The organism is Xenorhabdus ishibashii, assembly GCF_002632755.1.
GTDB classification, from domain to species: domain Bacteria; phylum Pseudomonadota; class Gammaproteobacteria; order Enterobacterales; family Enterobacteriaceae; genus Xenorhabdus; species Xenorhabdus ishibashii.
Map to the genome: position 1 here is coordinate 1,945,676 of NZ_NJAK01000001.1, position 12,748 is coordinate 1,958,423.

General features: G+C 42.5%; 14 protein-coding genes. 9 read left to right on the forward strand and 5 right to left on the reverse strand.

Translation table 11 applies throughout. The features are described from left to right. Nucleotides 1–2 precede the first annotated feature (2 nt). The gene (gene lsrG, locus Xish_RS09240; RefSeq protein WP_099117617.1) at nucleotides 3–302 is read left to right on the forward strand and encodes a (4S)-4-hydroxy-5-phosphonooxypentane-2,3-dione isomerase; all 300 of its coding nucleotides are present in this window, start codon (nucleotides 3–5) and stop codon (nucleotides 300–302) included. Between the two features lie 24 nt (nucleotides 303–326). Here the strand turns inward: lsrG and mobB are convergent, their stop codons facing one another. Both mobB and mobA read right to left on the reverse strand, forming a co-directional pair. Beyond that, the gene (gene mobB, locus Xish_RS09245; RefSeq protein WP_099117618.1) at nucleotides 327–875 is read right to left on the reverse strand and encodes a molybdopterin-guanine dinucleotide biosynthesis protein MobB; all 549 of its coding nucleotides are present in this window, start codon (nucleotides 873–875) and stop codon (nucleotides 327–329) included. Beyond that, on the reverse strand, nucleotides 872–1,474 hold the full coding sequence (gene mobA / locus Xish_RS09250) for a molybdenum cofactor guanylyltransferase MobA (RefSeq protein ID WP_099117619.1): 603 nt from the start codon (nucleotides 1,472–1,474) through the stop codon (nucleotides 872–874). The genes mobB and mobA overlap by 4 nt, the downstream gene beginning before the upstream one ends. A 145-nt stretch (nucleotides 1,475–1,619) precedes the next feature. On the opposite strand from mobA, the gene Xish_RS09255 reads away from it, so the two are divergent. The 5 genes from Xish_RS09255 to spfP all read left to right on the forward strand — a co-directional run bounded on the left by Xish_RS09255 (nucleotide 1,620) and on the right by spfP (nucleotide 7,118). Continuing rightward, a complete protein-coding gene (locus Xish_RS09255; protein ID WP_099117620.1) occupies nucleotides 1,620–1,889 on the forward strand; it encodes a YihD family protein in 270 nt (89 codons plus the stop codon). An 18-nt stretch (nucleotides 1,890–1,907) separates the two neighbouring features. After that, nucleotides 1,908–2,897 (forward strand): serine/threonine protein kinase, encoded by a 990-nt coding sequence (locus Xish_RS09260; protein ID WP_099117621.1) that lies wholly within the window; start codon nucleotides 1,908–1,910, stop codon nucleotides 2,895–2,897. Nucleotides 2,898–2,914: 17 nt separating this feature from the next. Next, the gene (gene dsbA / locus Xish_RS09265; RefSeq protein ID WP_099117622.1) at nucleotides 2,915–3,538 is read left to right on the forward strand and encodes a thiol:disulfide interchange protein DsbA; all 624 of its coding nucleotides are present in this window, start codon (nucleotides 2,915–2,917) and stop codon (nucleotides 3,536–3,538) included. A 409-nt stretch (nucleotides 3,539–3,947) separates the two neighbouring features. Then, nucleotides 3,948–6,740 carry a DNA polymerase I gene (polA, locus tag Xish_RS09270; protein WP_099118712.1) on the forward strand — a complete coding sequence of 931 codons (2,793 nt, stop codon included), beginning with the start codon at nucleotides 3,948–3,950 and terminating at the stop codon, nucleotides 6,738–6,740. A gap of 330 nt (nucleotides 6,741–7,070) precedes the next feature. Then, nucleotides 7,071–7,118: a small protein SpfP gene (gene spfP, locus Xish_RS19470; protein WP_438361642.1), complete on the forward strand. Its 48-nt coding sequence runs from the start codon at nucleotides 7,071–7,073 to the stop codon at nucleotides 7,116–7,118. Between the two features lie 84 nt (nucleotides 7,119–7,202). Here the strand turns inward: spfP and yihA are convergent, their stop codons facing one another. The 3 genes from yihA to darT all read right to left on the reverse strand — a co-directional run bounded on the left by yihA (nucleotide 7,203) and on the right by darT (nucleotide 9,676). Further along, nucleotides 7,203–7,826, reverse strand: coding sequence for a ribosome biogenesis GTP-binding protein YihA/YsxC (yihA, locus tag Xish_RS09275; RefSeq protein WP_099117623.1), 624 nt, complete (start codon nucleotides 7,824–7,826; stop codon nucleotides 7,203–7,205). Between the two features lie 141 nt (nucleotides 7,827–7,967). Further along, a complete protein-coding gene (gene darG, locus Xish_RS09280; protein WP_099117624.1) occupies nucleotides 7,968–9,029 on the reverse strand; it encodes a type II toxin-antitoxin system antitoxin DNA ADP-ribosyl glycohydrolase DarG in 1,062 nt (353 codons plus the stop codon). Continuing rightward, on the reverse strand, nucleotides 9,026–9,676 hold the full coding sequence (gene darT, locus Xish_RS09285) for a type II toxin-antitoxin system toxin DNA ADP-ribosyl transferase DarT (RefSeq protein WP_099117625.1): 651 nt from the start codon (nucleotides 9,674–9,676) through the stop codon (nucleotides 9,026–9,028). Before darT ends, darG begins: the two co-directional genes overlap by 4 nt. 304 nt (nucleotides 9,677–9,980) lie before the next feature. Here darT and ppiA point away from each other — a divergent pair, with 304 nt between their 5' ends. The 3 genes from ppiA to Xish_RS09300 all read left to right on the forward strand — a co-directional run bounded on the left by ppiA (nucleotide 9,981) and on the right by Xish_RS09300 (nucleotide 12,739). Continuing rightward, nucleotides 9,981–10,547, forward strand: a complete 567-nt coding sequence (gene ppiA, locus Xish_RS09290; RefSeq protein WP_099117626.1) for a peptidylprolyl isomerase A — start codon at nucleotides 9,981–9,983, stop codon at nucleotides 10,545–10,547. 277 nt (nucleotides 10,548–10,824) lie between these two features. After that, nucleotides 10,825–11,400: an aminodeoxychorismate synthase component II gene (locus Xish_RS09295; protein ID WP_099117627.1), complete on the forward strand. Its 576-nt coding sequence runs from the start codon at nucleotides 10,825–10,827 to the stop codon at nucleotides 11,398–11,400. Nucleotides 11,401–11,521: 121 nt separating this feature from the next. Then, the gene (locus Xish_RS09300) at nucleotides 11,522–12,739 is read left to right on the forward strand and encodes an aspartate aminotransferase family protein (RefSeq protein ID WP_099117628.1); all 1,218 of its coding nucleotides are present in this window, start codon (nucleotides 11,522–11,524) and stop codon (nucleotides 12,737–12,739) included. The last annotated feature ends 9 nt before the right edge of the window (nucleotides 12,740–12,748 follow it).

Below are 12,748 nucleotides of genomic sequence, written 5' to 3' on the forward strand. Positions count from 1 at the left end.
ATATGCATGTCACATTGGTGGAAATTAATGTTAGGGCTGACAAAATAGACGAATTTATCGAAGTATTTCGGGATAATCACCTCGGTTCTGTTAAAGAGCCAGGCAATTTACGGTTCGATGTATTGCGTGATGAAAATATCCCAACCCGATTTTATATCTATGAAGCCTATACTGATGAAGAGGCAGTTGCGGCGCATAAGAAAACCCCCCATTACTTGCGCTGTGTCGAAAAACTGGAAGCATTGATGACTGAACCCCGCAAAAAAACGACGTTTGTTGGTTTGATGCCGGAAGGGAAGTAAGGCAAAGGTATAGCAGGTGAGATTTCACTTGTCATGAAATGGAAAATAGGGCTGATTTAACCATTTGGCAATAAATGCTGCTACTTGTTCTGGCTGATTGATATTAAGTTGTGGAAGTGATGTTACCAGCGCAATATCGCTGGCAATTGCTATGACATAGGGATCGAGGATCTCATCAACGGTATGATTCAGGCCATCTCGATAAAGTGCTATTTTGGGGATTGGTTCTTGTTTGAATCCTTCAACTAAAATCAGATCCAGCGAGTTTGCATCAAATCGGCTGGCAAGGTAGTAAAGATCCGGTTCCGGCAACTCTGGGGTTTCAGTCATCAAAGCCCAGCGTTGCTGGCTGGCGACTAACGTTTGTGTAGCACCCGCTTTGCGGAGTTCATAGCTATCTTTGCCTGGCTTATCGACATCCATATTGTGATGAGTATGTTTGATTAGCCCGACGCGGATATGTTGCTGGCGTAACAGTGGGATGACTTGCTTTAATAGTGTTGTTTTTCCGGTTCCACTATAAGCGGTGATACCCAGAATAGGCAGTACTATACTGTTAGTGCTGTGGTTCATGCTGGCTCCTGAAGACATTCCCAATGACGGTGTTGCCAGTTATGGCATTCTTCAGGTGTATTTAAGTTAGTAAAAGCGTTGGGATTAGGAAAATAGACCGCCTTTGCCTTAATCATCTGCATAAAGAACGTGAGTTTTCTATCTCCTAAAGCGAGATAGCTTTCCAGACGAGGGATTAGGCTGCGGTGCATTAATACCAGAGTAGGATGTGCACGCTCGCAATCATGTGCATAAGCAGCCCAAGCGTTTTGTTTGTAGTGCCACAGTTTTGCGACCAGATCTTCAGGGAAATTAGGGACATCACAAGGAACAAATATCACCCATTCGTGGATGGCACTTTTTAAAACCGCCAACATACCTGCCAATGGTCCAGAAAAATCGGCAATGATATCCGGTATGATGGGATAGCCACTCTGGTGATAAATCCCCAGATTGCGATTAGCATTAATCAACAATTCATGAACCTGAGGCTGCAATCTTGTAGCAATGTGTTGGTATAGTGGCGCATTGTTAAATTGCAGCAATCCTTTGTCGTTTCCCCCCATGCGGGTGGATAATCCCCCCGCCAGAATTGCGCCACTGATTTTTGGATGCGTCATGTTAAATTACCTGATATTGGGCAATGAAATGTTTCTAACCATGCTGCTTGAGGTGGCAGTATAACTTTACGCTGATTGACAGACCAATGCTTTCTCTGAGCCATTAACCCTGCTAATTTGTATCGTGATTTATAAGGAACTAAAAATGAAGTATCACCGCCTCAATGAAGTTATCGAACTTTTACATCCAGTATGGAAAAATGAGCCGGATTTGAATCTGGTAGCGCTGTTGCAAAAACTGGCTGATGAAGCGGGGTTCACAGGGCAGTTGTCTGAATTAACGGATGATATTCTGATTTATCATCTGAAAATGCGCGGTACGGATAGCCATGCCGAAATCCCTGGGTTGAAAAAAGATTATGAAGAAGATTTTAAGACAGCGTTGTTGCGTGCTCGGGGTATTATTAAAGATTAATGAAGAGAGAACTGTGTTGTGACGGAACCGAAGGCTTTTAATTTCCAAAATATTACGCCAGATTTAATCATGGATGCATTGGGGCAATCTGGCCTGTACCTTGATTCTGGTCTAACCGAACTGAATAGCTATGAGAATCGGGTATATCAGTTCATGGATGAAAACCGCAAACGCTATGTTGTGAAATTCTATCGCCCCCTGCGCTGGAGCCAGCAGCAAATTCAGGAGGAACATGATTTTGCAAATGAATTGCAACAGGCTGATTTGCCCGTGGCAACACCGTTGATGTTTGATGGGCAAACGGTGCTGAATTATGGGGGTTTCTTTTTTGCCATTTTTCCCAGTGTGGGAGGGCGTCAGTACGAATCAGATAGTTTTGACCAATTGGAAGATGTTGGGCGCTTGCTGGGAAGAATGCATCAAATTGGGGCAAAAAAAATATTTTCTGCTCGTCCCACTCTTAACCTGAATGAATATTTATATCAGCCGTATCAATATTTGGCTGAATGTGAACTCATTCCCGCCCGACATAAACAGAATTTTCTGGCTGCACTAGATGAATTGAATCAGACAGTGGCAAGCCAATGGCATGATAACTGGCAGGTATTGCGGCTGCATGGTGATTGCCATGCTGGTAATATCTTGTGGCGTGATGAAGCATGGTTTGTGGATCTTGATGATGCCCGCAATGGTCCCGCTATTCAGGATTTGTGGATGTTGCTCAATGGCTCACGGCAAGAAAGATTGATCCAATTGGATATCTTGCTTGAGTCGTATGATCAGTTTATGGCATTTGATCCCAAGACATTGGCATTAATAGAGCCTCTGCGTGCGATGCGAATGGTCTATTATTTAGCCTGGGTTGCTCGTCGTTGGCAAGATCCGGCTTTTCCAAAAGCGTTTCCGTGGATGGCTGATAGTGATTTTTGGCATAAGCAAGTAAGTCTTTTTTCTGAACAAGTCCGGCTGTTACAGGAGCCACCTTTACAGCTCAACCCGATGTATTAATTTTTTTGGAGACCATTATGAAGAAATTTTGGCTAGCGCTGGTGGGAGCGTTCATGGCATTTAATGCATCCGCTTCCGGTTTTTCTGAAGGCAAACAGTATACCGAATTAAGAGATCCGGTTGCGAATCAGCCTCAGGTGGTGGAATTTTTCTCTTTTTATTGTCCTCACTGCTATCAGTTTGAAAATATTTATCATGTTCCTGCCACTGTTGAGAAAAACCTGCCGGCAGGTGTGAGCCATGAACGTTATCATGTGGATTTTCTGGGACCTTTGGGGAAAGCATTGACCGATGCCTGGGCCGTCGCCATTGTCATGAAGATCGAAGATAAAGTCACGCCTATTTTGTTTGATGGCATTCAGAAAAGCCAGACCATCAATAGTAAGGAAGATATCCGCAATGCTTTCATCAAAGCGGGAGTATCTGGTGAAGAGTATGATGCAGCCCTGAACAGCTTTATCGTGCAGTCGGTAGCCGCTAAAGAGCGTCAGGCAGCTCAGGATTTCAACTTGCGCGGTGTTCCTGCGATTTTTGTTAATGGTAAGTACTTGATTAACAATGGTGGAATTGACACCCGTTCAGCTTTGGACTACGCCCAGAAATTCTCTCAAGTAGTGAACTATTTGGTGAACAAAAAATAAGTCGTAAGATAATGGTGTAAAGAAACAAAAACGCTAGTATTAATATAAAATAATCTAGGTATTGTGTCGGCCATAAGAGAGTTGGCACAATACTTGCCAAAAAACACCTTTCATAACATAAACTCCGGTAATATCCACAAGTCAGTGATTTTAAAGCGGTTGTAATATTTATTTAATATTCCGCGTAATTCATTGATTTTTTATCTTCTGTTATCACTCTTTGTGGGAATAAACATAAATCTGTTTTATATGCCATTTTTTTGTGCACAAAGTTATCCACAGAGTCCTTACCAGAATATTTGCCATAAAATGCAAGTTAGTACGAGAAAATTCCCGCAAAATTCGTCTAGAACGACACAGTATGGCATTCTATTCTTTATTCATCCCACAGAACGACGAAGAAAATTTTATGGCACAGATAGCAGACAATCCCCTGATTTTGGTTGATGGTTCTTCATACCTTTATCGTGCATACCATGCGTTTCCTCCACTGACAAACAGTTCGGGAGAACCGACCGGCGCCATGTATGGCGTGCTGAACATGTTGCGAAGTTTAATTATGCAGTATAAACCCAGTCATGTGGCGGTCGTGTTTGATGCCAAAGGCAAAACGTTCCGTGATGAGTTATTTGCTGAATATAAATCCCATCGGCCACCAATGCCGGATGATTTGCGTTTGCAGATTGAACCGTTGCACAAAATGGTCAAGGCAATGGGACTGCCAATTCTGGTTGTGCCGGGGGTTGAAGCTGATGATGTTATCGGCACATTAGCCTTGCAGGCTGAAAAAGAGGGGCGTTCGGTTCTGATCAGCACTGGTGATAAAGATATGGCGCAATTGGTGACGCCAAATATCACACTAATTAATACCATGACCAACACTATTTTGGGGCCAGAAGAGGTGGAGGGAAAATATGGTATTCCTCCTGAACGGATTATCGATTTTCTCGCTCTAATGGGGGATTCTTCCGATAATATTCCGGGAGTGCCAGGGGTAGGGGAGAAAACCGCTCTGGGGCTATTACAGGGTATTGGCGGATTGAATGAGATCTATGCCCGACTTGATGACATTGCCACTCTCGGTTTCCGTGGAGCCAAGACATTGGGGGGTAAAATGGAACAGCATAAAGAAGTAGCCTATCTTTCCTACCAATTGGCAACAATCAAAACCGACGTTGAACTGGATAAGAGTTGTTTAGATCTTTCCATTGTGCCACCGGATACGGCTGAATTACTGACTCTGTTCAGTCATTATGAATTCAAACGGTGGATTAGTGACGTGCAGAATGGCAATTGGCTGGAAGGCAATGGGAAAAAACCTGTTGCAGCCAGCGCGAAGTCAGAATCAGTGAGTGCTGTTCCAGCCGCTGCTAAAATTTCACCGGAAAATTATCAAACTATCCTTGAGCGCCAATCCCTTGATGAATGGATTAAAAAGCTGAAACAAGCTCCGGCATTCTCTTTTGATACTGAGACCGACAGTCTTGATACCCTAACAGCCAATCTGGTGGGGATGTCTTTTGCCATTGCAGTGGGGGGATCAGAAGTTGAAGCCGCTTATTTGCCATTAGGACACGATTATCTGGATGCGCCACAGCAATTGGATCTGCATGAGGTTCTCGCAGCATTAAAACCGCTGCTGGAAGATGCTAATCTACCTAAAATTGGTCAGAACCTGAAATTTGATCGTGGTGTTTTGGCGCGTTATGACATTGCTTTAAATGGTATTGTTTTTGATACCATGCTGGAATCGTATGTTTTGAACAGCGTAGCAGGGCGACATGATATGGATAGCCTTGCTGATCGTCATCTGGCCTATAAAACCACCACATTTGAAGAAATTGCGGGCAAGGGCAAAAAGCAATTAACTTTCAATCAAATCCCGCTGGAAGAAGCCGCAAAATATGCGGCAGAAGATGCGGACGTGACTTTAAGGCTGCACCAGGCTATGTACCCTCAATTAGAGGGCGCCCCAACTCTGCAAAAAGTTTTCCATAAAATCGAAATGCCACTGGTGCCGGTGTTGTCCCGTATGGAAAGAATCGGGGTGTTGATCAATGCCCAGACGTTGGCAGAACATTCAAGGGAAATCACTGCGCGTTTGGATGAGTTGGAAAAATCTGCGTATGAACTGGCAGGAGAAGAATTTAATCTGGCGTCACCAAAACAGCTACAAGTCATCTTATTTGAAAAAATGAATTTGCCTGTATTGAAGAAGACGCCAAATGGTGCACCATCAACCAATGAAGAAGTGCTGGAAGAGTTGGCAGAGCACCACGAATTGGCAAGGGTGATTTTGCAACATCGTGGTCTGGCAAAACTGAAAACCACTTACACTGATAAACTGCCTCAGATGGTGCATCCACTGACACATCGTGTTCATACCTCATATCATCAGGCGGTAACTGCGACGGGGCGCCTCTCTTCCCGTGATCCAAACTTGCAAAACATCCCTGTTCGCAATGACGAAGGGCGCCGTATCCGTCAGGCATTTGTTGCGCCGGAAGGTTACCGCATTATGGCTGCGGACTATTCACAGATTGAATTGCGTATTATGGCGCACTTATCACAGGACAAAGGCTTGTTGGAAGCCTTTGCCCAGGGTAAGGATATTCATCGTGCGACGGCTGCGGAAGTGTTTGGTGTATCATTGGAACAAGTGACCAGCGAGCAGCGTCGCAGTGCTAAGGCGATTAATTTTGGTTTGATTTACGGTATGAGTTCGTTTGGTTTATCTCGCCAATTAGGTATTCCGCGTGGTGAAGCACAGCGCTATATGGATCTCTATTTTGAACGTTATCCGGGAGTGTTGGCTTATATGGAACGTACACGGGCGCAGGCGGCTGATCATGGATTCGTCGAAACGTTGGAAGGCCGTCGGTTGTACCTGCCGGATATTCAATCGCGCAATGCCATGCGCCGTAAGGCGTCAGAGCGCGAAGCCATCAATGCACCTATGCAGGGGACGGCAGCGGATATCATCAAATTAGCAATGATTGCGGTAGATAACTGGATTGTCAGTGAACAACCAAATGTACATATGATCATGCAGGTTCACGATGAACTGGTATTTGAAGTGCATGAGTCAGAGCTGGAGACAGCAGGGCAGAAAATCAGGGAGCTGATGGAACAAAGTATGCAGCTTGATGTACCGTTAAAAGTGGATATTGGAATTGGTGATAATTGGGATCAGGCTCACTGATGTCCCTTCTATCTTAAAAATTGAAAAAGAGCCGCAGAAATTCGGTTCTTTTTTTATTGCATGTTTTTTATGGAAATGCTGCTTGTTTAATGAACTTAATTTGTCTCAATTATGCTGCGAAGAGGCGTATGACAAGAATTTAAGTTATGTTTTAGATTAGATCTAGATCTCATAAATATGTAATTAAACTACATAAACGATGACATAATAACCTGATTTGCTTAAATATTAACTGCTGAATCGAGGTAATGGGTGAAAATTAATTACAAAAAAGTCTTTTTTTGATGAAAAGAATAGGTTAAAGTTATCGGTGTAGGGTACAGAGGTAAGATGTTCTATCTTTCAGACCTTTTACTTCACGTAATCGGATTTAGCTGAATATTAGCTGCCCCAGTCATCTCTTTTGACTGGGGCGTTTTTTTATGTCCGATTTATGGAACTGTGGTAAGGCAGGGGCGGATGTTACTCCGCCTCAATAGCAGGCTGATTGAACCAAAGGTTGAGTTTTTGCTCTAGTTTATCGGTGCCGATTTTTTTCAGAGCGGAGAAATATTCGATCTGAATATCACCATTCAGAGAGGCCAATTCCTGACGAACTTTCGCCAGTTGGCTTTTACGGGCACCGGAAGCCAGTTTATCGGCTTTAGTGAGCAATACCATGACGGGAACTTGCATCACGACCGCCCATTCGATCATTTGCCTATCCAGATCTTTCAACGGATGGCGAATATCCATCAAAACCACCAGCCCTAGCAAGCATTCACGTTTTTGGAGATACTCCCCCAAGGCTTTCTGCCATTTACGTTTCATCTCTTCTGGGACTTCAGCGTAACCATAGCCCGGCAAATCTACCAGACGAACACCTTCTTCTACTTCAAACAGGTTAATTAACTGGGTACGGCCAGGGGTTTTACTGGTACGCGCAAGGCTCTTCTGGCGGGTTAGTGCATTCAGGGCGCTGGATTTACCTGCATTTGACCTGCCGGCAAACGCGACCTCAATGCCCGTATCTTGAGGCAGGTGGCGAATGTCAGGTGCACTCGTGACAAAGTGGGTCATATGATAGTTGTAGTTCTTGATGGTCAAAATGGTTATCTCCCTGAGGAATACACAAAAATAGCTCGGTGATTATACCGAGAGCAACCGCTTGTGGACAGGCGTAACTTGATGAGTCTGCTTAACCTATTAATTCAGATGATTAGATTCTTTAATTTATTCTATTTTTACTTAAATTGAAGCAAGCCTATTTATAGCGATATTGACATGGCGATCTTCAAACAATGATAGTTTCCGTGAAGCCCATTTAGCACCACCTTTCCATTGGCTCAAGCCCCTTTTAATTGATTCTATGTTGCTATCACATTTTTCTTTATATAAGAGCCAATCGACTGTAGCCAGCAACTCCATGCCATAGGGCGACTCAAATCCTTCAATGAGCTCTGCTGTTTTTTCTAATACGGATAAGTAATCTTTAGCTTCGGTTCTCAAATAAATCTGAAGTTCTTCTTTTTTAGCATCATTAAATCGGATCACATCTAGTGGATCACTATCAGGAATACGTTTATCAGAGCAAAGGTAGCTACCATCTAATGCATTGAGTAAATGAGTTAAGTTGTGGGCATATGGTCCATAGTTTTTCGCTTCAAACTTAAGCTTGAGAATGTCTGGAAGGCTTTGTTTTTCAAGTTCTCTAGAAAGCAGCCAAGCTAGCTTCTGAATTTCGAGTAAACTACACTCCATACCTAGTATCCAGTAACGACGAATAAGTTCTGCGATCATGGCTCGGGCAGGAGTTAATGCATCAATTCCCTTTTTTTTACTAACATTTTGGTATCTGGCAATAGGTTCGTAAATGTAGATGTTTACCTCATTTAGAGGTGATAGTGCTACTTCGATCGCTGGTTTCACGTCATCCCAGTTAAGACCACCATTACCTGCCCCTAAAGGAGGAATTGCAATAGATTTGATGTTATTTTTTACTATCCAATCTTTAAGATCGCTTAACCCTTCAACAATCCATTCCATTTTAGAAGGGGAGCGCCAGTGCTGTTTAGTTGGAAAGTTAACAATCCAGCGAGGGCGAACAAGCTCTCCTGTTTCAGTAACAAATATTTTTCCAGTCTCAACGTCACCAGAATTACAAGCTTTTTTATACAAAGCCATGTTCAAAGGGAAACGTTCTTTGAACATTAAAGCAATTCCTTTGCCCATAACTCCTACTGTATTGACTGTGTTGACTAATGCTTCCACATCAGAGTCGAGTAAATTGCCTTTTGTATAATGAATCATGAAAAATACCACCCTGGTCTTGCGATCACCTGAACATTATGACCAGATTGTTTAATTAACTTTTCTAAGTATTGCTTATCTTTTTCAGAATAACACACGATACCAATAAGAGCCTCTACGGGGCAATAGTTATGTATAAGGGCTTCAGCTTGGTAACGCTCAAATTTTGCGGGATCATCAGGATCTCTTTTGAAATCTTTTGATTGGATAATATCCCAGTCAATTTTGTCTAGATCTGCAACATTAGAGTAAAAATTTGACCACATGTAGTACGCGTGGCTATCAGTAAAAACAAAGGGAACATCTAATTTATTTAATTTATGCAAACTGGAAACAAGGATGATTATTTCATTATTAGGGCGTTGTTTTATTCCTCCCCAACCACTATGTATGTTCTTTAGCATAGGAGAAAAAGGTGTGAAGTAAAACGGGATATAATCATTTAGTGTTCCTCCTGGGGCAATGGGAACAGGGTGATTAGCCCTTTTCAATATGAGTTCTGGATTACCAATATCTACCCAATTATTTGATTTATTGCTACTATTTCCAGCGAAAAAACCATTTTGAAGAATCCATAATAGGTTATTTTTGTGGATAATTCGCCAGATCAACGCTTTTTCGGGATTCAATCTTTCTTTATAGTTCATGTTAGTGACCATTCTGGAAAAAATATCCGAAGGCGCAGTTTAAGAAACTGAGCTTACAGATTTTGAATTATTCTGATCATACTGTCGAGTGTTCATCAATCTTCAATTTTTATACTTTGACATGGAAAGCGTATCAATATGGGGGTTATTCTCAAAATAACCTTTGTTTAAGTATGCGAATATAAAAGTCATATGACTCGTAAATGTAGGTAAATCGTTGGAACTTCACTCCATTGGGAATTACACTTAATGAGTTTTGTTGTTATGAGTTTTATTGTTGACCTCAAAAATAAAGGAACCATCAATGTTTAAACGTATTTTTGTGTCGCTTATGACTGCATGTGCTATCAGTGCGATAGCTGTCCCAGCATTAGCCGCTGAAACTCACGTGAAGCTGGTAACATCGGCTGGAGAAATCGAACTTGAGTTAGATGGCAATAAGGCACCAATTACTACCAAGAATTTCGTTGAGTATGTCAATGAGGGATTTTATAACAACACTATCTTTCATCGCGTTATTCCAGGTTTTATGATCCAGGGTGGTGGCTTTACAAAAGATATGAAGCAGAAGGCCACCAAAGCACCAATCAAAAATGAAGCAGATAACGGTCTGCGTAACCTTCGTGGCACGATTGCTATGGCACGTACCGCAGATAAGGATAGCGCAACCAGCCAATTTTTTATTAACGTGACCGATAATGCTTTCCTCGATCACGGGCAGCGTGACTTCGGTTATGCAGTCTTTGGCAAAGTCGTCAAAGGCATGGATGTGGTTGATAAAATTTCTCAAGTCAAAACAGAAAATGTTGGCCCTTATCAAAATGTACCGGTAAAACCTATTGTGATCTTGTCTGCTAAGGTTGAACCTTAACAGCCCGGACACAGACATAATACGGTATTCGGATAATCATTAATGGTTGTTTGAGTACCGTTTTTATTCCCCTCCCCCCTTTCTACGTTGTTGCATGGTTGCTGCATGATAGTAACGCGCTCGCCGTATCACTATTTTAAACGTGCTTCTGTGGTATGATGAGTCCCCCATTGTTGTTGATACTGTTTTACCTGATTTTACTATTATACAGAATGCATAATACCCCAATGGGGTAGGGCAACTTATAAGACTATAATAATCAGTAGGATATACTCCTATGTTACTAATAATAGATAATTACGATTCTTTTACATTCAATTTATATCAATATTTTTGCGAGTTAGGGGCAGAAGTTTTAGTTAAGCGTAATGATGAGATCCAGCTTGAAGATATCGAAGATTTGGCACCTACTCATTTAGTCATTTCTCCGGGGCCTTGTACGCCGAATGAAGCAGGGATCTCGCTGGAAGCGATTTCACATTTTGCAGGGAAAGTGCCCATCCTCGGTGTGTGCCTGGGACATCAGGCAATAGGTCAGGCTTTTGGTGCGAGCGTTGTTAAAGCTCGTGAAGTAATGCATGGAAAAACCAGCCTGATCCACCATAGCCAGCAAGGGGTATTCAAAGGATTAGATCGTCCATTAACGGTCACGCGTTATCACTCTTTGGTCATTGCTGCAGAAACGCTTCCTGCTTCATTTGAAGTGACGGCCTGGAGTCAGCATAATGGTGACGTAGATGAAATTATGGGAATACGCCACCGTACTTTGCCACTGGAAGGCGTGCAGTTTCATCCAGAAAGTATTCTTAGTGAACAGGGACATGAATTGTTGAATAATTTCCTCAAATATTAGTCAGATATCTCCACATTCCCTCATTATGTTGTTTTTTTATTTGCCCTTAAGTGATTTTTTATTCATATTTTATGATTATTATTTCATTTGGAAATGGCAGATATAAAATAAGGTGAGGGAAATGGTAGAAAATAAAGCAGTAAACCGAAATACCTATGATCAAGTGATGTTGCCTATTTATGCACCAACGAATTTCATTCCTGTCAAAGGGCAAGGCAGCCGAGTATGGGATCAACAGGGTAAAGAATACATCGATTTTGCCGGTGGTATCGCTGTTCTGGCTTTGGGGCACTGTCATCCGGCTTTGGTGAATGCTTTGCAACAGCAAGGTGAAAAATTGTGGCATGTCAGCAATGTTTTTACCAACGAACCTGCCTTAACCTTAGCACAGAAATTGATTGATGCGACTTTTGCCCAGAAGGTCTTTTTCGCGAATTCGGGAGCGGAAGCCAATGAAGCGGCATTTAAATTAGCACGTCGTTATGCGATTACTCGTCATCATCCCAATAAAACGAAAATTATTGCTTTCCATCAAGCGTTTCATGGACGTACTTTTTTCACTGTTTCGGTAGGAGGCCAGCCAAAATATGCCGAAGGGTTTGGACCTAAACCTGCTGATATTGTTCATGTGCCTTTTAACGATTTGGATGCCGTCAGGGCAGAAATCGATGATCGCACTTGCGCTGTTGTTTTAGAGCCAATTCAGGGAGAAGGAGGAATCACGCCTGCGACGATGGAGTTTTTGCATGGGGTGCGTGAATTGTGTGATAAGCATCAGGCTTTGTTGGTTTTTGATGAAGTTCAAAGTGGGATGGGGCGCACGGGTAAGTTATATGCTTACCAGCATTATGACGTACAGCCGGATATTTTGACGACAGCAAAAGCGTTGGGAGGCGGTTTCCCAATCAGTGCAATGTTAACGACAGATACAATAGCGGCGGCAATGGAAACGGGTGCACATGGAACGACTTATGGTGGAAATCCATTGGCTTGTAGTGTCGGTTGTGTCGTACTGGATATCATCAATACGCCAGAAGTACTGATGGGCGTGGAAAAACGGCATGATATGTTCATTCATGCTCTGGAAAAGATAAACCAAAAATATGGCATATTCCATGAGTTTCGTGGAAAAGGATTGCTGATTGGAGCCGTATTGAAGGCTGAATATCAGGGCAAAGCCAGAGAAATATTGCAGCAAACGGCTGAAATGGGATTGATGTTATTAAGTGCAGGAGACAGCATCTTGCGTTTTACGCCATCATTGATCATTCCTGAAGATAAAATCACAGAGGGCATGATGCGGCTGGAAATGGCAATATCCCGTTGGTTAAACAAATAACAGTAAATA